Raw genomic sequence first — 18,330 nt, 5'->3', positions numbered from 1 at the left:
AGATCATGATACGTGGATGTCTCTTCGTGTACGCCCCGTGCGTCGCGGCTGGGTGGTACGCGAACGCGTGCCCGGCCCGGACGTCGACGAGTTCGCCGAACCCGGCCAGGTGATCGGGGCGCTCGCCAGAGCCCCGCACGGCACGCTGCTGGCCGTCCAGCACCCCCACCGCACACCGGCCGCGCTGGCCGCGGGAACCGGGCTGCTCGACGCGCTGCCCGCCGCTCGCGCCGAGCTGGCGGCACTGATCCGCAGGGCGTACACCGAGGTCACCGACGTCGTCGCGCCGTACCGGGTGGACGGTCCGGACGGGACGGCGTGCGGGCTGCTGTGCCTGGTCGACCCGGACGGGATCGAGCACACCGAGGACGTCTACCCGGACGTCGTCGCCGAACGCGGGCAGGTGCTGGCGTCGCTGGGCATCGCGACGAGCGCGGCCATGCTGGTGCCGATCACCCCGCACGACGGGCTGACGGACCTGGTGCTCGGCATGACCGGGGAGCCCGCGGTGTCGCTCGTGGACTCCGGTGGGCGGCGGCACTGGGTGTGGCTGGTCGGGCCTGGGCCGGAGCAGGACGCGTTCGTCGAGGCGGCGGGCGCGCACCCGTTGCTCGTCGCGGACGGCAACCACCGGGTGGCGGCGGCGCGGGAGGCGGGGCTGTCCGGGTTGCTGGCGCTCGTCACGTCCGGGCCGGGGTTGCGGGTCGGGCCGATCCACCGGGCGATCGTCGGCAGCGGGCTGACCGCCTCCGATCTGGTGGCGGCGTGGAAACGGGCCGGGCTGACGGTGTCGTCGTTGCCCTACGTCGTCGATCCGGAACCGGGTGTGGTCGTGGTGCGGTGCGCGGACGAGGTGCTGCGGGTCGAACTGCCCGCGGGGCGGGGGATCGACCACGCCGTGGTGGAGTCGTTGCTGCTGGACCAGGCGCTCGGGCTCGACCCGGAGAGCCCGTGCGTGCGGGCGGTCGTGGACCCTTCGGTGGAGGCCGAGGCGGTGTTGCTGATCGCGCCCGTGCCGCTGCGGGAAGTGCTGGCGGGCACCAAGATGCCGCGCAAGAGCACCTACTTCACCCCGAAGCCGCGCAGCGGACTTCTGCTGGCCGACCTGGCACCGTAGGGCCCTGTGCGGCGGGTTCGTTCGGCCCTGGTCGCCTGTCGAACGCGCGTTGAAAATCGTGGCATGCACTACGACGCGTCACCCTCACTGCCGCCGCCCCACTCCCGGGTCGGGCTCGTGCACGTCAGGCACCTGAGGGCGATGACGTCGGCGTTGCGCGCGGTCGACTACCGCTACGGCGGTGGGTCGTGCCGAACGCAGGTGGAGGCTCTGTTGTCGTGGTGTGACAAGGCTTTCGCGCACTCGGCCAGTGCCGCCGTGCGCCGCGACTTCCGGGCTGCCATCGCGGAACTGCACGCCCTCGCGGGGTGGACCGCCTTCGACGCCGGTCTCGGCGGGTCCGCGCACCGCCACTTCCTCCTCGCCCTGGACTTCGCCCAGGACGAGGACCTGGTGGCGAACATCCGCTATCGGATGGGGCGGGTCCACCTGCACCACGGTGGACCCGCCGAGGCGCTCGGCATGTTCCGGCTCGCGGGAATGGTCGCGAACAGCCACCACACCAACGCGATCCTCGCCGCGAACCAGGCGTGGTGCTACGCCGAGATGGGGCAGCGGGTGCCCGCGCTGGCGATGCTGGGGCGGGCGCACGACGAGTTCGCGCGTTCGGATGTCGACGCTGCGGCGCCGTGGGCCGCGTTCTTCGACGTGCACGACCTCTCGGGCATCACCGGCGCCATTTACACCTCTCTCTCACGCACCGTCGACCGTGGGTTCGCGCGGCCGGCCATCACGGCGTTGCGTCAGGCCGTGACGGGGTATCGCGACGACATGGCGCGCAGCCGGACGTTCGCGTTGATCGCGTTGTCGCTCAACCACCTCGTGGAAGGGGACGCGGACGAGGCGGCGGTGACGGCGGGGCTGGCCGTCGCGCAGACCGGCGACATGATGTCCGCCCGCACGCGCAAGAAGCTCGAACCGTTGCACGCCGAGGCGGGCACACGTCACGCGACCATGCTGCGGGAGCTGATCACGCCGTTGCTGGCGGCCTCGCCGATCGCCGCGTGATGGGTCCGCGGACCCGGTGGTTCCCGGCGACACCAGGGTCGTTGCCGGAGATCCGGGACTTCGTGCGGGGCCTCGCCGGGGAGTCGGGACTGCAGGGCGACGACGCGCGGGACGTGCTGCTCGCGGTGTCCGAGGCGGCGGACAACGCGGTGCGGCGCGCCGGGGCGTCCGTCGTCGGGGTGACGTGGGAGCCGCGTGACCACGCCGTGCTGCTGACGATCGAGGACGACGGCGTGTTCGACCTCGCCGCGGGCACCTCGGCCCGGCCGCTGGGGCTGCGCCTGCTGTTCGGCGTCGCCGACGAGGTGCAGGTGCGGCCCGGCAAACCGACCTGGCCCGGCACGGTGGTGAGCGCGCTCGTGCGGGTCTGGTCGCGCGCGGGCGTCCCGGACCTGCCCGCGCCTCCGGGACGCCCGCGCGTGTTGCTCGTCGACGGCGACCGGTTCTCCGGCCAGGCGCTGGCCGCGTTCCTGCACGCCGAGGGCTACGAGGTCGCGCTCGTGACGACGATCGAGGCCGCGGAGGAGTCACTTCAGAGTCCACCGGCACTGGCGATCGTCGACCTGCTGACGTCTCATGGTGAGGGGACGAGGTTCGCGGCGGCGGCACGAACGTTCGGCGTGCCGGTCGTAGCCGTTTCGGCGATCGAGCCGGCCACTCACGTTGCCGATGCCCATCTGGCGAAACCGGTGCACCCGCTGCGTGTGCTCGCGGCGGTGCGCGACCTGCTGCATCCCGACACTTGAGGCACTCACGATGGAACCCCAGTCAGGCCTGTTGGAGGTACGTCGCCAAGGCGCGTTGGTGACGCTCACCGGCGAGGTCGACCTGAACACCAGCGACCTGCTGCGCGCGGAGCTCGCGCTCGCCCGCGCGGCGGGGGACGGCGACGTGGTCGTCGACTTCACCGGTCTGACGTTCATCGGTTCGAGCGGCCTGCACGTGCTGATCGAGACGGCGACGGAGCTGGGGGAGCGGCGCCTGGTGCTGCTCGGCGGCGGCTGGGGCGCCTACGTCGTGAACCTGCTCGGGCTGAGCGCGAAGTTCCCCAACATCGTCGTCGACCACTGAGGTCCACTTCGGACCGCTGCTAGGGTCGATCGCATGGCGGTGCGAGCGATCAGGGGAGCCACGCAGATCGACGCGGACTCGCGGGACCTGCTGCTGGAGGCCACGGCCGAGCTGGTGCGGGAGGTGTTGTCGTGCAACGCCTTGACGGCCGACGACCTGATCAGCGTGGTGCTCACCGCGACACCCGACCTGGTGTCCGAGTTCCCCGCCTACGCCGCGCGCCAGGCGGGGCTCTCGGACGTGCCGCTGCTGTCCGCGACCGAGATCGCGGTGCCGGGGGCGATGCCGCGCGTCATCCGGTTGCTGGCGCACGTCGAGACGGATCTACCGCGGTCGTCGGTGAAGCACGTCTACCTGCGCGGGGCGGCGGCGTTGAGGACCGACCTCAACCACTGAACGCCCGGCTGATCGCGTCGATGTGCCGGTGGTCGGTGCCGCAGCACCCACCCAGCACCGTGAGCTGCGGGAAGCTCGCCTTGAGCCGTCGGTAGTCGTCCGCGAGTTCGTCGGGATCGCCCCGGTCCAGGACTTCGGCCTCGTCGAGTTCCGCGTGGCTGAGCTTCGACGCGTTGGCCCGGATGCCCCTCAGCCGCGGCGCCCAGGAGGCCTGAGGATCGAGCGCCGGCGCGATGTGCGTCGGGTGCGCGCAGTTGACCATGTAGTAGGCCGGGTAGCCGTCCGTGTCGCGTTCGACGGCCTCGATCGCGTCGCCCAGCGAGTCCCCGCTCGGCAGCCTGCCGTCCGTCTCGACCGTGAACGAGATGACGACCGGCACGCCCGCTTCCCTTGCGGCGTCGACGATGCCGGTGGCCTCGGGGATGTTCGTCAGCGTCATGGCGGTGACCAGGTCCGCCGGGGTGCCGGCGAGCATCCGGATCTGGGCGGAGTGGTAGTCGCGCGCCTCGTCCCTGCTCATGATCGACTCGGGCCGGTAGGCGTCCCCGCGAGGCCCGACGCACCCGCTGATGACGACGGGGATCGCGAACCGCTGCCGCACGTCCAGGAGCAGGTCGACGGCCTTGCGGTTGACTGCTTCGAGACGTTCCGCGTCATAACCCTGCCGGCTGGCCCAGTCGGGGTTGGCGCGCCAGGTGGCGGTCTCGAGGACGATGCCCGCGCCGTCCCGTTCGGCGATGCCCGCGTAGCGCTCGTAGTACCGGGTGAGCGCCGCGTGACCGTCGGCGTCGTCGAGCAGGGGGAACGCGGCGAAGTCGGGCAGGTCGATGCCGTCGTCGAAGAGGAGGGTGGTCTCGGCGCCGCCGTCGGTGAGGAAGAGCGGGGCGTCGAGCTGGGGCAGCTGCGTCATCGGGGTGCCTCCAGGCCGGAGGGCCCAGTGTGCGTCCCGGATGCCCGTTGTGCCCGATAAGGTGGGGTGATCATCTGGGGGGTGATCGCGTGTTCCAGCCGTATCTGGCCGGCTACCGCTACTACGTGCTGTTCCTCGAGGACAGCTCCATGGCGGACATCGGCGAGGCGAAAGGGCTTCACCGCTCACTCGGTTCCTCTCACGAGGAGAAGTACGAGGGCCACGGCGTCTGGACGTACAGCCACGACCTGGCGGACGCCCGCGACTACGACCCCCGCTACGGCTTCCGTGAGTCGTTGCCGGGCGAGGTCGAGCTGCTGACGCGGCGGATCGACGCCGAGCGGCCCGAGCCGTCGTCGCCGTACGGGGAAGAGCCCGGCGTCCTGACGCTGCTGGAGGCACGCCGCCGAGCGGAACCGGTGGACGGCCACTACTACTTCGCGGAGTTCGACCGCCTCGCCGATGTCGAGGACCTGGCTCGCGCACACGCCCTGGTCCGGTGCCCCGCCGAAGGCCGCGGGTCGTGGGAGACGTACGTGCACAAGGGCGTGTGGACGCGTGGCTACGTGCCGTCGGTGAGTCGCACACTGCCGATCGGCCCTGAGGACGCCGACCGGGTCATGCGGGCCAAAGAGGCTGCGGCGACCAGGTACTTCGAGATCTGGGACCGCTCTCCCGACAGCCATGAACTCGTTCGCCACACGGCCACGGCCGACGAGATCTCCGACGACCTCGTCTGGCGGACCGCCGACGTGCTCGGGCACCTGGAGCCGTCCTGGCGGGTGCAGGAGTACAGCAAGACCGGGTTCGTCCACCACCGGGCGTTCACCACGAAGGTGGCCCGGTCACGCAGGCTGGGTGAGAAGTACGGCCTCCGCGCGAACGACTACTTCGCGGTCTTCGAGGACTGGAACGACGTCTACGACTTCGCCGAGGTCCTCTTCGTGGTGCGGCGCCACTACAACCCCTACTACGGCCGTCACGAGTGGTCGACCTACGAGCGGTGGACGCCGGACGGCTGGCAACCGGTCGAGTTGCCCGGCGGCCAGGGCCTCCTGCCCATCTCGGAGGAGGAGTTCGCCCAGCTGACGGCGCCCTACGCCTGACGGGGCGCCGACCACCTCGGGAGATAAAGTCGGGTTCTCACCTGGGGGTGATCGCGTGTTCCAGCCGTATCTGGCCGACTACCGCTACTACGCGTTGTTCGAGGCCCAGAGCGACATGCCGGACATCGGCAGGGCGAAAGGTCTCTTCCGCTCCGTCAGCGCCGGCGACGAGCAGAGGTACGAGGGCCACGGTGTGTGGTCCAGGAGCCGGGACCTCGCGACCACGGAGGACTGGAACTCCTACGAGGACTACCGCGAGGCCAGTGCGGCCGAGGTGGAGTTGCTGATCCGGAGGGCCGACGCCCGGCAGGTGCCGGTGGGTTCTCGCGACGAACCGGCGGAGGTCGGCGTCCTGCTCGCGGCCCGGCGGCGGGCCGAGCCGGTCGACGGCCACTACTGCTTCGCGCTGTTCGACGACCTCGGCGACGTCGCCGACCTCGGCCGCGCGCGGTCGCTGATCCGGTGTCCCGCCGCCGGAGACGGGCAGTGGGAGACGTTCCTGGGCGAAGGCGAGTGGCTGCCGGGCGTGGAGCCGCGGGAGGCGCACGTCCTGCCGGTCGGCCGTGACGAGATCGGACGGATCAGCAGGGAGAGGCAGGCAGCCGCGCCACGGTACTTCGAGGTCACGCCCGGCACTCCGCGTCACCTCGTTCGCCGCACCGGGTCAGCCGACGAGGTCGCGGGACATCTCGGCTGGCGACCCACCGACGTGCTCGAGCGGCTGCGCCCGGACCAGCGGGTCGAGGAGGTCGGCGAACACTGGTTCCGCGTCAACCGGCACGTCGACGCGCGCAGCGGGCGATTCCTCCTGGGCGGCTCGGAGCCCCGCCGCGACGAGCGGGGCTCCGGCGGCCTCAGGCGCTGAAGTCCTTGCCGGGCAGCCACCCGTTGGGGATGTCCGTGACGCGCCACGTCGGCACCGAGACCTTCACCGTCCGGATCGGCGTGGCGAGGAACGGCCCGGCCTCGGGCACCTTGGCCACGAGGTGCTGCCGGACGGCCTCGTCCTCGGCACCCTCGACCACCACGGCCGTGCCGCGCGCCTGGAGGAACGGCTCCATCGGCGACCCGGTCGACACGACCAGCGCCACCTCGGGGTTCTCCTTGATGGCCTTGAGCGTCCGGCCGCGCTCCTCCAGCACGAGCACGAGCGTGTGCGGCCCGTCCTCGGCGAAGTAGACGCCGCTCACCCACGAGCCGTCCGAACCCGCCGTGGCGAGGAACATCGACTTGTGCGCGGCGAGCGTGCGGTGCAGCAACGCCTCGACGGCGCTGTGCTGTTCGATGGTGGTCACTGGAGCCCTTTCGGTAATCGGGTCATGCGCACACCAGATCGGCGCGGGCCTCGCGTGCCTTGTGCGGATTCCACCGATCGATACCGTCGTGGCCGGCGCCCTCGGGGCGTTCCCGGCCGGGTCGCCTGACGCGCTGGTGGCGGGTGATCTCCGGCGCGTCACCGGCGAGGTTGTCGCGCTGGAGCCGTCGTGGACCGTCCCGCCTGCGGTGTGAGCGTCCGCACCAGGCACAATGTGGGCCGTGGGTGTCTCGGAGGGAGCTGCTGTGGGCCAGGGTCAGTTGCGCGGTGTGGTCGCTCTCGACGGACCGGCCGGCACCGGCAAGTCCACCGTGGCCAAGCGCCTCGCGATGGCGCTGGACGCGCGCTACCTCGACACCGGCTCGATGTACCGGGCGATCGCGCTCGCGGTGCTGCGCGCGGGCGTCGACCCGGCCGACGAGGTCAAGGTCGTGGCGGTCGCGGAGAACGCGGTGCTCGTCGTCGGCACCGATCCCAGGCAGCCGGGCACCACGCTCAACGGCGACGACGTGTCGTCCGACATCCGCGGGCCCGAGGTGTCGCTGGCGGTCTCGCCCGTCTCGGCGACCGCGCGTGTGCGGGAACTGCTCGTGGCCCAGCAGCGCGCGATCATCGCGGACGCCGTCGACCACGTCGGCGGGATCGTCGTCGAGGGCCGTGACATCGGCACCGTCGTGACGCCCGACGCCCCGTTGAAGGTCTACCTGACGGCGTCGGCGGAAGCCCGCGCGTCGCGCAGGACCAAGCAGGACAGCGCCGCCGGACGTACGTCCACTGTGGACGACGCGCTGGCCGACGTGCAACGGCGCGACAAGTACGACTCCTCGCGCGCGGTGTCGCCGATGAAGGCGGCCGACGACGCGGTGGTGCTCGACAACACCGACCTCGACCTCGCGGGCACGATCGCGGCGTTGCTGGAGCTCGTGGAGCGCGGTGGGCTGCGGGTGACCGGGTGAGCGTTCCCAGGGGGACGGTGCCCTGGTTGTTCGACCTCGGACGCTGGATCGGGCGGGTTCCCTACGCCTGGCAGTTCCGGATTCGGGTGCACGGGCGCGACCGCGTACCCTTGAGCGGCGGCGTGGTCGTCGTCGCCAACCACAGCTCCATGGCCGACGGGCCGATTCTGTTCGGGGTGCTGCCCCGGCGCGTGACGTTCCTGATCAAGCAGGAGATGTTCAAGGGCGTCGTCGGCTACCTCCTGGGCAAGATCGGGCAGATCCCCGTCAATCGGGGAGTGGCCGACCGCACTGCGCTGACCAGCGCGTTGTCCGTGCTCAAAGCCGGTGGTGTGATCGGGGTCTTCCCCGAGGGCACGCGCGGCGAGGGCGACGTGGCGAGCGCGCAGAACGGCGCCGCGTGGCTGGCCAAGACGTCCGGCGCGATGGTGCTGCCGATCGCCTGCCGCGGGACTTATCAGGCCAAGGGCTGGAGGCCCGAGGTCGACGTGCTGATCGGTGAGCCGTTCCACCTTCCCGACGGGAAGGGGCGAGCGGCCCTCGGCGTTGCCACCGAGCAGGTGCGCGATCGCCTGGCGACACTGGTCGCCGAACTCGATGGACTTCGTATGAGTGAGGGAAGACGATGACGGACCTGGACGGCACCTGGGAGGACGAGGCCGACTGGTCAGCCTTCGACGACCTCGACGGCGGTGAGGGCGAGGAGTCGGCGCCGCCACAGCCAGTGCTCGCGGTGGTCGGACGGCCGAACGTCGGCAAGTCCACACTGGTCAACCGCATCATCGGCCGCCGAGAGGCCGTGGTGCAGGACGTGCCGGGCGTGACGCGTGACCGTGTCGCGTACGACGCGCTGTGGAACGGCCGCAAGTTCACCGTGGTCGACACGGGCGGCTGGGAGCCGGACGCGGTCGGGCTGCAGGCCTCCGTGGCCGCGCAGGCCGAACTCGCGATGGCGACCGCCGACGTGATCCTGCTGGTCGTGGACGGCTCCATCGGCGCCACCTCGACCGAGGAGGCCGTCGCGAAGGTCCTGCGCCGGTCGAAGAAGCCCGTGATCCTGTGCGCGTCCAAGGTGGACGACGACAGGCTGATGGCCGACATCGCGTCGCTGTGGTCGCTGGGCCTCGGCGAGCCGTACCCGGTCTCCGGACTGCACGGCCGCGGCTCCGGTGACCTGCTCGACGTGATCCTCGACAGGCTGCCCGAGACCCCGCGCGACGACTTCGGCGGCGGCCACGGCGGTCCCCGTCGCGTGGCGCTCGTCGGCAAGCCGAACGTGGGCAAGTCGTCGCTGCTGAACCGCCTCACGGGCGAGGACCGCTCGGTCGTCGACTCGGTCGCGGGCACCACCGTCGACCCCGTCGACTCGCTGGTGGAGCTCGACGGCGAGATCTGGCGTTTCGTGGACACCGCAGGCCTGCGCAAGCGGGTCAAGTTCTCCGGCGGCGCCGAGTACTACGCCTCGCTGCGCACCAAGTCCGCGATCGAGACCGCCGAGGTCGCGGTCGTGCTGCTGGACGCGCACGAGCCGTTGGCGGAACAGGACCTGCGCGTCCTGACGATGGTCGTCGAGTCGGGCCGCGCGTGCGTGCTGGCGTTCAACAAGTGGGACCTCGTCGACGAGGACCGCCGCAACGAGATGGTCCGCGAACTCGAGCGAGGCCTCGTCCGCGTGCCGTGGGCGGACAAGGTCAACATCTCGGCCCTGACCGGCCGCGCCGTGCACAAGCTCGCCCCGGCCCTGCGCACCGCGCTGAACTCGTGGGACACCCGAGTCCCGACCGGCCGCCTGAACCAGTGGCTGACCGAACTGATCTCCGCGACCCCGCCGCCCGTGCGCGGCGGCAAGCAGCCGAAGGTCCTGTTCGCGACGCAGGCCTCGACCCGCCCGCCGACGTTCGTGCTGTTCACGACGGGCTTCCTCGAGGCGTCGTACCGCCGGTTCATCGAACGCCGCCTGCGCGAGGAGTTCGGCTTCGAGGGCAGCCCGGTCCGCATCTCCGTACGCGTGCGCGAGAAGAAGAAGGCCGGCGCTTCCAAGAAGTAGTTCTCCGCGGTTCCGGGTGACGACCCGACCGGCTGGTTGCCCTTTGTGACGGGGTGCGGTTGGTTGGGTTCGTGGCCGTACGAGTGGTTCTAGCCGACGACGAGGCCCTGCTGCGGCGGGGCCTCAAAGTCCTCCTCGAAACCGACGGACGAGTCGAGGTCGTGGGCGAGGCAGCCGACGGCGCCGAACTCGTGGAAGCAACCCTGACCCACCTGCCGGACGTGGTGCTGGTCGACGTCCAGATGCCCGGCGTGGACGGCCTGGAGGCAGTCCGCAGACTGCGAACCTGGGCCACTCCGCCCGCGATAGCCGTGCTGACCACGTTCGACCTCGACGACTACGTGGCCACCGCCCTGGACCTGGGCGCACAGGGCTTCCTTCTGAAGGATGCAGAACCAGAAGCACTGGTCCGAGCCGTGATGGACCTGGCAGCAGGCGGAGCAGTCCTGGACCCGCGAATAACCGCGCGCCTGCTCCCGCGCCTGCGAGGCTTCCGAGCGAACCGCCAACTCGACTCGTTGTCGGCCCGCGAACGCCAAGTCCTCGAACTCGTGGCCGCCGGCCGCTCGAACCACTCCATAGCCGAGAAACTCTGCCTCTCCGAGGCGACGGTGAAGAGCTACGTCTCCACCGTCCTGACCAAACTGGGCGTGGAGAACCGGGTGCAGGCGGCCCTGGTCGCCCACCAGGTCGGTGTCTGGTGAAACCAGTATTACGCGAACTCCTCACCGTGGGCACGACCACAGGAGTAGTACTCCTGACCCAGGACCGCCCGTTCGTGTGGTCCCTCTGGGCAGCCGTAGCCGCAGCGTTGCTCCTGCCCCTCCGCCTGCGCTGGCCGTGGCTGGCATCCCTGCTCTGCGTCCCAGCGGTAGCAGGAGGCCTGGGCTGGGTCCCCACCCTCGTCGCGCAATACGGCCTGGGCAGCAAGGAGAAGTCGATCCCGGTCCAGGTCTTCTGGGTCCTCATGCTGACCGCCGCCTCGATCGTCCCCGTCCTCGTGACCGAGACAGTCCCCCTGGGCCCGCTACTCCTGGCGACAACCTTCGCCTTCGGCCTGGCAGCAGCCCCCACAGCCCTAGGCGCACTCCTCACCACCCGCAAGGAACTGACCCAGTCCCTCTACGAAACCCGCAGGGCAAGAGCAGCAGAACTGGAAGCGCAAGAGACCTCAGCGCGTGCCGCGGAACGAGCCCGAATAGCCCGCGAAATCCACGACGCGGTAGGCCACCACGCCACCCTCATCGCAGTGGAGGCCGCAGCCCTGGCAGCCACCGCCCCGGACCAGACAGTCCGCGAGTCAGCACTACGTCTACGGGCGCTGGCAAAGGAATCCCTGTCCGAGATGCGAGCAGCACTAGGCCTGCTCAACTCGGACACGACCTACCCGTCCCTGCAAGAACTCATCGACAGAGCCCGAGTGGCAGGCGTCTCCGTGACCCTGTCGGAAACAGGCGACGCAGCCCTGTCACCAGCAGTCTCCAGAGCCCTCTTCCGAGTGGTCCAGGAGTCCCTGACCAACGTGACGAAACACGCCCCAGGCGCCTCGGTGACGGTGACGGTGGACAGAGCCACCCCAGTACGAGTCTCAGTGGTGAACGGCCCAGGCAACCTACCGGCGTCAGCCGACGGCGGAGGCGCGGGCCTGCACGGCCTGTCAGAACGAGTACGCCTGGCAGGCGGCACCCTGACCACCTCCTACAGGGCAGATGGAGGCTTCAGCGTCACCGCGGTCCTACCGCCCGGTAAGCCGAAGGTTGACGGACAAGACTCGACTTTCGGAGGTAGCAACCGAGACGCCGCCACCGCATAGTTCGGGTGTCGGTCGAGGATCGGGGGATCGGTCGGACCGAGGGACGCGGGGACCCGAACTTCGGGTCCCCGCCGTATTTCCGCAGCTAGCGGCCCGTTGCGGGGGTCGTTTTTGATCTCTGTCCGCGGTGTTGTAGGATTTCTCATGCACGCCGGGAAACCGGGAGTGTGGCCGGGACGTGGCGCAGTTTGGTAGCGCACTTGACTGGGGGTCAAGGGGTCGCAGGTTCAAATCCTGTCGTCCCGACGGTCGAAGTATGGCGAAAGCCCAGGTCAGGGCCTTGGATCACTACGGTGAGACAAGGCCCTGACTGCGTTTAAGGGCCGTCATCTCACAATTTCTCACGAACGCTTGTACTGCTTCTCAGCCGAGCAACTCGTCCAGTTGGTTCGCGGCTTCTTTCAGGTGCTCGGCGTTGGGGTGGATGTAGACCCGCTTGGTGAAGCTCAGGTCAGCGTGTCCCGCCCAAGCACTGACAATGACGTCAGGGACGCCAGAGGTGGCCAGATAGGTCAGGCAGGCGTGCCGTGCGTCGTAAGGCCGGACCTTCCGGACCTTCGCCTGGGCCATCAGCTTGTAGATCGCCCGTCTGAACTTGTCCGTCTTCCATGCCGCTCCCAGCTCGTCGACGAGCACGAACCCTGAGCGGTTGTAGGCGTCGCCTGCCTTCATCGCCTCGCGTGCCTGGCGGGCTTTGATGGCCTTCAAAGCGGCGTGCAGCGGCTTGGGCAGCGGCAACCTGCGCTTGCCCTTCTCGGACTTCGGCCCTTTCTCCTCGACTTCGCCGTCAACGAGCGTCCGGGTGAGCTCCACGGACAACGTCTCGGCTTCGAGATCGACGGCTGACCAGCGGAGTCCGCACACTTCGGCAGGGCGCATCCCGATCAGCGAAAGCAGGACCGGGGCGTGCAGTCTGTGGTCCCGGATCGCGGCGAGGAACTGTCTCACCTCCGTCTCACTCCAGGGCACTCGCTCAGCTGCAGCCGCTGCTGCCTTCCTGCGTGCCTCGCGGGGAATCTGGGTGTACTGAGTGACGTTGCGCACGACCAGCTTCCGTCGCACCGCGATGTTCAACGCGGCCCTGAAGCGGCCGAGAGTCAGCTGGACCGACCGGACTCCGAGTCCACTGCCGACTTTGCCGCCGCGCTTGCGACCGGAGGTGAGCATCCAGCTCACCAGGCCGTCCACGTCTTCTTCGCTGAGTTGTTGAAGGCGCCGATGGCCAAGTAGTTCCCGCACTGGCAGAAGCGCGTCGGCGTAGTTCGACGCCGTGGCCTTCTCGACATCGATCGTCGCCGACGTCAGCCAGATGTCGAGCCACTCAGTGACGGTCATCTTGTCCGGCCTGACAAACGTTCCCTCGTCGGTCTGGTGCTTGATCTTCGCGTACTCGGCGCGGGCATCTTTCCGAGTGTCATAGGTCTTGGTCAGCTGCTTGCGCTTGCCGTCGGGATCACGTCCGACGTCGATCACGAACCGGTACCTGATGGTCCCGTCTTTCAGCTCGATCTTCTTGATCGGATTCCCCATGTTTCCCCTTGGCGATCAGTCCCCCTCGGTCTCGCCCAGAGGGGGAAGAATTCCTAGCTCGCGAGCTCGGCGGATGTACCGAGCGACTTGCGTGCGTGAACGGTTCATGACGTTGGCGACCGCCACGGCGGGCGCCCTGTTGCCCCTGGACACGGCTTCCGCGTAGATCAATGCGGCGCGCCGGGCATCGTCATCGGCTTGCGTGCGAGTGCGTTGATCTGCGCTCGGTGCGGCGTCGCTGCGGTCCGTTGGTTGTACGGCGCCAGGCGGGAGCGTGGCGAGCCATTGCTCTCGTTTAGAGGCCGGCACCGTGGCTTCCTCCACCGCTCGCTGCACGAGTTGGTCGATGAGGATCTGCCTCATCACTGACGTCGTGACTGGAGTCTTGGTGCTCGCTTGGACCTTCACTGAGATCGCGACGGGACGAAGGTCAGTCCCGACGAACACCTCAAGGGCTACGGCTGCTGGTGGACTCTCCAACTGGAAGTTGGCCTGGAAGCGGTTCGGTATCGCGGTGTTCGGCCCCGTGGACAGATAGCCGCCGGGTGCCAGTTCGTCGATGCTGACCCAGGCGATCTGGAAGTTCTTCGGCAGGCGAGGCACGGCAGAACGATACGACCTCCCTCATCGCGAGTAATCGGACGACTACAAGCTATGTCATCACGGTGGCATAGTCAATGTCTTTGATTCTATCGTGCATGGCATGGCTATCGGGGGAATGGCTCTGGCGGAGCGATACGCAGAGCTTCGTGAATGGATCAGGACCGGGAGGGCGCGTCAGCTACGCGTCGTTGCCGGTCTCAGTCAGGCGCTGGTCGCCCAGGACTGTGAGGTCACAGCGTCCACTGTGCACCGGTGGGAAACAGGTGATCGGTTGCCTCGTGGACGCAACATCTTTGCGTACCACAGCCTCCTGGCTCGCCTGGTCGAGCGCGAGCGGCTGGGGGAGCGCGATGACTAGACGACAGCCCAAGAAGCGCCCGACCTTGGCGGAGATCAAAGCAGAGTGGCCGCCGACCGTCGATGTGCCGACAGCTGGAGAGGCTTTCGGCCTGAGTCGCAGCTACTCCTACGAACTCGTTGCACGCGGAGAGTTCCCCGCACGAGTGGACAGGTTCGGGAGCCGTTACGTCGCATACACCGAGTCGATCATCCGCAAGCTGTCGGCAACGGACTGACGCGATGGCCACGTTCGGGGGACCGGCCATGACAGATGAACCGCCGAGCCGGCGCTTGCGGGTGCGAGCGATTCGCGACGTCGAGATCGTGCAAACGCGGTACGTGTGGAACGACTACCTGCCTGTTGGCGAGGTGTCCTTGTTGGTCGGCAAACCAGGGCTCGGGAAGAGCACCGTTGTTGTGGACCTCGCCGCCAAACTGACCACGGGACAGCTGGACGGCGCCTTCAAAGACGAGCCGCACCATGTCCTCTACTCGACCACAGAGGACTCACCGTCCACGCTGAAGGTCCGCTTCGTCGCAGCCGGCGGAGATCCGGACTACCTACACCTGGTCGACGTCGTCTACGGCGAATCGGTCGACGGGACACCGCTGATCGTCAACCTCGACCTGGACGCAGCACGTGAAGCGATCGCGGCATGGCAGCCGGTCTTGCTCGTGCTGGATGCGCTCAACTCGTCCTTGTCCGGCCAACTCAACGACAACTCCGTCGTGCGCCCGCAGTTGGAGAAACTGAAGCTGCTGGCGCACCACACGGGCGCGGCGATTCTGGGAGTTGGGCACTTCCGGAAGGCAACGGCAGGCGTCGATCCAGTCGACGCTATCGGCGGCGCTGGCGCGTACACACAGGTTGTTCGACACGTGTTGGCGTGCGGAGCGGACGAGGACAACTTCGTCCTCTCGGTCATCAAATCCAACATCGTGTCGGTCTCGACTGTCCCGTCGCTTGCATAAGGCACCGAGGCTGTTTCGGTCTCCGCTGACGATGGAGGCGAGGCCACCGTCGGGAGGATTCACTGGTTGGGAGAGTCGGCGACATCGGTCGCCGACCTTCTCCTACATCCCGCACACGACGACGGTGACGACCGTGCGGACGGCGTCGCGTGGCTCACCGAATACCTCGTCGACTGCGGAGGCGAGGCCGCAGTCGACGACGTGTTGTCTAACGGGGACCAGGCCGGTTTCTCGAAGGACACGCTGAAACGCGCGAAGTCGAAGGCCAAGGTTCGCTCGCAGAAAGCCGCCTTCGGTAGCGGTTGGGTGTGGCGAATCAGGCTCGAAGGGAGCGGTGCCGGGAGTGCCGCTCCCTTCGATCCCTTGCCACGACAAGAAGTCGTGGCAGCACCAGCGGCGTGCCTGGGGACACGCCGCGCATCATCTCGGGGGAACTGATGACGCACAACAAGAAGCGGCGGCAGCGGCGGGTGCAGGGTGGCTCACCTGTCAGCATCCACGTCCGCACCACCATGACGACCTACAACCGTCTTGAGATCCAGGCTGAGCTCGCAAGGCTGTCGATTCCGCGGTACCTGGTCGAATCGGCACTGCGTGAGTCAGCTGAAGGTTGGAGTCTGCGCGAACAACGTTGGTGGGCGGAACGTCTCGACACCGTCGAGACAAGGCTCATCCGGATCGGTACCAACCTCAACCAGATGGCCGCAAGGATCAACAGCACGGGGCAAGCACCAGACGGGCTTCCTGCGGCGCTGGCCTACTTCACCGCGACCTTGGAAGAGCTCCAAACGATCCTCGCTGCGATCGACCCGGCTGACCCGTCACGGGATCCGAAGACGTGATCGCCAAAGTGCCGGCGAAAGGCAAGTACGGAGCCGATTCTTACGGACTCCTGCAGTACCTCTTCGGTCCGGGGAAGCGGAACGAGCACACCAACCCGCACCTCGTGGCGTCGTGGGATCCCGAGTGGCTCTCTGGTGGGGTCTTCGCGACTCGCCACCGAGGTTGGATGGCTCGCTTGGCTCGCGAGATCGATGCATCGATGCATCGATGATCGGACACGACGTGACACGCGCTTGGCGGGCACGTCTACCACGTCGCGTTGTCGATCCCGCGCCAAGACGGAGAACTCGGCGATGGCCGTTGGCGTGAACTCGCGGAGGACGCTGTTGCCCGACTTGGATTCAGCCCTGACGGTGAGGGCCGCGCCGGCTGCCGATGGGTCGCAGCGCACCACGGCCTGAGCAAGGACGGCAACGACCACATCCACCTCGCGGTGAATCTGGTCCGGGGCGACGGCACCGTTGCCGACACCTACCGAGGCTGGCCCCGTTGGCGACAGTGGTGCCTGGATGTCGAACAGCGTCTTGGACTCACTCCGACGTCGCCAGCGAACAAAACAGCGGCAGTGCGTCCATCACGCGCCGAGGTCGAGAAGGCGGTCCGCGGGCCACAGCGTCGACCTAGCCGTGACTTCCTGCGCCTGGTGGTCCGTGCTGCTGCGGCTGAGGCTGCCACGGCGGCGGAGTTCGTTGAGTTGCTGGAACGGGAGCCGCTGGTGTCTGTGCACGCGCGCTGGGATTCGGAGAACCGGTTGACCGGCTACCGCGTGGCGTTGTTCGCGGACTTGAGCGCGAGCTCGGAGGACGGTCGGGTCTGGTTCGGCGGCGGCCGACTCGCCCATGATCTGTCCGCGCCGAAGTTGATGCACCGATGGGCCAGCACTCGCGGGCCGGCCGATTTGAACGACACGACAGGTTTGTCGCGCAACGCTCATGTACTGGACATGGCTGCGGAGGCGACGCACAGCGCCCGCCGCCACATGAAGGCGCTCGTTGAAGCCGAAGACACGTCGGCTGGAAGTGGCGGCGACGACGTTGCTCATGCGGCGGCCGACATGCTCATCGCGGCGTCGAAGGCAATCGACGGACCGGTATCGGGAACGTTGAGCGATGCGGCGGCAGCCTATGAGTGGGTCGCAGTAGCGCCTCATCGCGTTCAGCCCGTTCGTTGGAAGGGCGTTGCCGTCGAGTTGCGCCGAGCGGCGCGCTCACTGCTCAAGGCAGATGTGTTGTCCAGGCGCGCTCGAACTGGCCTGGGAGCGGTAGCCCTCGTGCTCGCTCTTTTGCACTTGTAGCCGAGATCGCGGCGTGGCGCGAGCAGGCAGGGCAGCTGCGGCAAGCTGCTGAGGCGCGTCGTGCTGCCGGCCTCTTGAGCTCGCACAGTGTTGTCCAGGGGCAGCGTCCCTCCACAGTGCAACTCAGTTCCTCCAAGATGCCTTCACCCGAGAAGGCGGACCTGGTCAGGCGGCTGAACCAGCAGCCCTGGGTGCGGCGACCCGTGATCGGAGGACATGAACAACCGCGAGGCCCGGATCGCGGTCGGGCGCGGTGATCGAGTTGCCGATCCCCAGCCTTCTCAGGCGGTTGGGGATCGGCAACCTGAGTAGATTGACAGCGGCCGGATACGCTCCCCGCCCACTTGTACAGACAGTGACGGTGTCCAGCTTCGGCTGAGTCGCCGCGTCGGGCACCGACTGCCACCGGGCGCGGGTATCTTCACTGGATGACGGACGTCCGCAGCTTCCGGCGCGCCTGTTACGCAGCTGCCCGTAGCACTGGTGGCAAGGTGATCGAGTTCCGCGTCGCCGACAACGTGACACCCAATTTCCACCAGGGGCTTATCGCCTACCGCGAGCGTACGGTCGCCGTGGCCTGCGCGCGCGACTCAGCGGTGGTGGCCCTCGCCGAGCCCCGGACCATCGACTTTGTCGACGGCGTCGAGGAGTCGGGCCCGCTGACGTTTGTCGACGCCCCTGAACTGGTGGCTGTACTGGCCGCGCTGCTGCCGGGGTCTCAGGTGCTCACGCCGTCCGAGCTGAACGGCCCGTTCGACGCCTCAATTTGGCCCCACATCTCGTCGAAGGACATCACGTACTGGCGTCCTGGCACCCTCGGCGAAGCGCTCTTCAATTACTGGGACTGAGGAACGCCGGAACCTCACATGCGCCGATTGCCGTTACGCCCCGCGCTCACACTTCAGCCAGACAGCTCCCCGCTAAATGGCCGCCAGTGGGAATCCGAACGGAACTGGCCACTGACAGTAGAAGGTTCCGAGTCACGCTCTGGCCGAATGCCTCTGTTCTGG

The 18,330-nt window shown here is 68.2% G+C and carries 22 protein-coding genes, 1 tRNA gene and 1 pseudogene; 20 read left to right on the top strand and 4 right to left on the bottom strand.

Annotated features, from left to right (window positions below; genetic code table 11):
* Positions 1-16: 16 nt before the first annotated feature.
* The 5 genes from PV646_RS33820 (at position 17) to aroH (ending at position 3,592) form a co-directional block, all read left to right on the top strand.
* Positions 17-1,117 (top strand): DUF1015 family protein, encoded by a 1,101-nt coding sequence (locus tag PV646_RS33820; protein WP_500346363.1) that lies wholly within the window; start codon positions 17-19, stop codon positions 1,115-1,117.
* Positions 1,118-1,180: 63 nt separating this feature from the next.
* A complete protein-coding gene (locus PV646_RS33815; RefSeq protein WP_500346362.1) occupies positions 1,181-2,125 on the top strand; it encodes an NsdA family TPR-like regulatory protein in 945 nt (314 codons plus the stop codon).
* Positions 2,125-2,871 (top strand): ATP-binding protein, encoded by a 747-nt coding sequence (locus PV646_RS33810; protein ID WP_500346361.1) that lies wholly within the window; start codon positions 2,125-2,127, stop codon positions 2,869-2,871. Before PV646_RS33815 ends, PV646_RS33810 begins: the two co-directional genes overlap by 1 nt.
* Positions 2,872-2,929: 58 nt before the next feature.
* The gene (locus PV646_RS33805; RefSeq protein WP_500346360.1) at positions 2,930-3,196 is read left to right on the top strand and encodes an STAS domain-containing protein; all 267 of its coding nucleotides are present in this window, start codon (positions 2,930-2,932) and stop codon (positions 3,194-3,196) included.
* Positions 3,197-3,229: 33 nt separating this feature from the next.
* Positions 3,230-3,592, top strand: coding sequence for a chorismate mutase (gene aroH / locus PV646_RS33800; protein WP_500346359.1), 363 nt, complete (start codon positions 3,230-3,232; stop codon positions 3,590-3,592).
* Here aroH and PV646_RS33795 read toward each other — a convergent pair.
* Positions 3,582-4,502, bottom strand: coding sequence for a homocysteine S-methyltransferase family protein (locus tag PV646_RS33795; protein ID WP_500346358.1), 921 nt, complete (start codon positions 4,500-4,502; stop codon positions 3,582-3,584). The two genes, aroH and PV646_RS33795, sit on opposite strands and share 11 nt — an antisense overlap.
* 89 nt (positions 4,503-4,591) lie before the next feature.
* Here PV646_RS33795 and PV646_RS33790 point away from each other — a divergent pair, with 89 nt between their 5' ends.
* Together PV646_RS33790 and PV646_RS33785 are read left to right on the top strand one after the other, a co-directional pair.
* Positions 4,592-5,608, top strand: a complete 1,017-nt coding sequence (locus PV646_RS33790; protein WP_500346357.1) for a hypothetical protein — start codon at positions 4,592-4,594, stop codon at positions 5,606-5,608.
* Between the two features lie 55 nt (positions 5,609-5,663).
* Complete coding sequence (locus PV646_RS33785; protein WP_500346356.1) at positions 5,664-6,473, top strand: hypothetical protein; 810 nt, start codon at positions 5,664-5,666, stop codon at positions 6,471-6,473.
* Here the strand turns inward: PV646_RS33785 and PV646_RS33780 are convergent.
* Complete coding sequence (locus PV646_RS33780) at positions 6,463-6,903, bottom strand: pyridoxamine 5'-phosphate oxidase family protein (protein ID WP_500346355.1); 441 nt, start codon at positions 6,901-6,903, stop codon at positions 6,463-6,465. The genes PV646_RS33785 and PV646_RS33780 overlap by 11 nt on opposite strands.
* An 88-nt stretch (positions 6,904-6,991) precedes the next feature.
* On the opposite strand from PV646_RS33780, the gene PV646_RS33775 reads away from it, so the two are divergent.
* The 7 genes from PV646_RS33775 to PV646_RS33745 all read left to right on the top strand — a co-directional run bounded on the left by PV646_RS33775 (position 6,992) and on the right by PV646_RS33745 (position 11,985).
* Positions 6,992-7,117 carry a hypothetical protein gene (locus tag PV646_RS33775; protein WP_500346354.1) on the top strand — a complete coding sequence of 42 codons (126 nt, stop codon included), beginning with the start codon at positions 6,992-6,994 and terminating at the stop codon, positions 7,115-7,117.
* A 27-nt stretch (positions 7,118-7,144) separates the two neighbouring features.
* On the top strand, positions 7,145-7,879 hold the full coding sequence (cmk, locus tag PV646_RS33770; RefSeq protein WP_500346353.1) for a (d)CMP kinase: 735 nt from the start codon (positions 7,145-7,147) through the stop codon (positions 7,877-7,879).
* A complete protein-coding gene (locus PV646_RS33765) occupies positions 7,876-8,508 on the top strand; it encodes a lysophospholipid acyltransferase family protein (protein ID WP_500346352.1) in 633 nt (210 codons plus the stop codon). The genes cmk and PV646_RS33765 overlap by 4 nt, the downstream gene beginning before the upstream one ends.
* Positions 8,505-9,926 carry a ribosome biogenesis GTPase Der gene (der, locus tag PV646_RS33760; protein ID WP_500346351.1) on the top strand — a complete coding sequence of 474 codons (1,422 nt, stop codon included), beginning with the start codon at positions 8,505-8,507 and terminating at the stop codon, positions 9,924-9,926. Before PV646_RS33765 ends, der begins: the two co-directional genes overlap by 4 nt.
* Before the next feature lie 71 nt (positions 9,927-9,997).
* A complete protein-coding gene (locus PV646_RS33755) occupies positions 9,998-10,630 on the top strand; it encodes a response regulator (protein ID WP_500346350.1) in 633 nt (210 codons plus the stop codon).
* Positions 10,631-10,893: 263 nt separating this feature from the next.
* Positions 10,894-11,739, top strand: a complete 846-nt coding sequence (locus PV646_RS33750) for a sensor histidine kinase (protein WP_500346349.1) — start codon at positions 10,894-10,896, stop codon at positions 11,737-11,739.
* 172 nt (positions 11,740-11,911) lie between these two features.
* Positions 11,912-11,985, top strand: a tRNA-Pro gene (locus PV646_RS33745).
* A 117-nt stretch (positions 11,986-12,102) separates the two neighbouring features.
* Here PV646_RS33745 and PV646_RS33740 read toward each other — a convergent pair.
* Both PV646_RS33740 and PV646_RS33735 read right to left on the bottom strand, forming a co-directional pair.
* Positions 12,103-13,269, bottom strand: coding sequence for a tyrosine-type recombinase/integrase (locus PV646_RS33740; protein WP_500346348.1), 1,167 nt, complete (start codon positions 13,267-13,269; stop codon positions 12,103-12,105).
* A gap of 15 nt (positions 13,270-13,284) precedes the next feature.
* A complete protein-coding gene (locus PV646_RS33735; RefSeq protein ID WP_500346347.1) occupies positions 13,285-13,872 on the bottom strand; it encodes a hypothetical protein in 588 nt (195 codons plus the stop codon).
* 100 nt (positions 13,873-13,972) lie between these two features.
* Between PV646_RS33735 and PV646_RS33730 the strand changes: the two genes are divergently transcribed.
* The 6 genes and pseudogenes from PV646_RS33730 to PV646_RS33705 all read left to right on the top strand — a co-directional run bounded on the left by PV646_RS33730 (position 13,973) and on the right by PV646_RS33705 (position 18,168).
* Entirely contained in the window at positions 13,973-14,230 is a 258-nt protein-coding gene (locus PV646_RS33730) for a helix-turn-helix domain-containing protein (RefSeq protein WP_500346346.1), read from the top strand.
* Positions 14,223-14,447 (top strand): helix-turn-helix transcriptional regulator, encoded by a 225-nt coding sequence (locus tag PV646_RS33725; protein WP_083471711.1) that lies wholly within the window; start codon positions 14,223-14,225, stop codon positions 14,445-14,447. Before PV646_RS33730 ends, PV646_RS33725 begins: the two co-directional genes overlap by 8 nt.
* Before the next feature lie 28 nt (positions 14,448-14,475).
* The gene (locus PV646_RS33720; protein WP_500346345.1) at positions 14,476-15,183 is read left to right on the top strand and encodes an AAA family ATPase; all 708 of its coding nucleotides are present in this window, start codon (positions 14,476-14,478) and stop codon (positions 15,181-15,183) included.
* Between the two features lie 437 nt (positions 15,184-15,620).
* Entirely contained in the window at positions 15,621-16,025 is a 405-nt protein-coding gene (locus tag PV646_RS33715) for a MobC family plasmid mobilization relaxosome protein (protein ID WP_500346344.1), read from the top strand.
* Between the two features lie 254 nt (positions 16,026-16,279).
* Positions 16,280-17,320: pseudogene (locus PV646_RS33710) on the top strand (hypothetical protein); the annotation flags it as partial.
* 428 nt (positions 17,321-17,748) lie between these two features.
* Complete coding sequence (locus PV646_RS33705; protein WP_500346343.1) at positions 17,749-18,168, top strand: hypothetical protein; 420 nt, start codon at positions 17,749-17,751, stop codon at positions 18,166-18,168.
* Positions 18,169-18,330: the final 162 nt, after the last annotated feature.

This window comes from Streptomyces sp. ID05-26A (genome assembly GCF_033794685.1).
In the GTDB taxonomy this organism is placed as follows: domain Bacteria; phylum Actinomycetota; class Actinomycetes; order Mycobacteriales; family Pseudonocardiaceae; genus Lentzea.
The sequence above is the reverse complement of the archived record's forward strand: the minus strand, read 5'-3'. Positions and strand labels throughout refer to the sequence as shown.